1 protein-coding gene is annotated in these 269 nt (G+C 45.0%); it reads right to left on the reverse strand.

What is annotated here, in order from left to right; genetic code table 11:
- Window positions 1-269: ferrochelatase (locus AAEZ03_RS27515; protein ID WP_350583030.1), on the reverse strand; the 269-nt coding region annotated here is incomplete at both ends.

Consider the following 269-nt stretch of genomic DNA (forward strand, 5'->3'; position numbering starts at 1 on the left):
CTTTTATATATAAAGGATGCGCAAAGTAGTCTTTAACGATCGTAATATTAGGCAAGTTACGCTGCTTTAACGACCATTTAGTAATGGCATCGTACACTGCACCCGTTGAAGTCGCTGAATACTGTGGAAATACGGGTAACATCACAAAGTGGTCAACGCCTTCGCTACGCAGTTTGTCCATCACATCGGGCAAACCTGGATTGCCATAGCTCATTGCAGAATGGACAGAAACACGAAATGGTGCAGCCTGCTCAGCCAAACGCGTATCT

The organism is Pseudomonas sp. HY2-MNA-CIBAN-0224 (assembly GCF_040310285.1).
GTDB lineage: Bacteria > Pseudomonadota > Gammaproteobacteria > Pseudomonadales > Pseudomonadaceae > Aquipseudomonas > Aquipseudomonas helleri.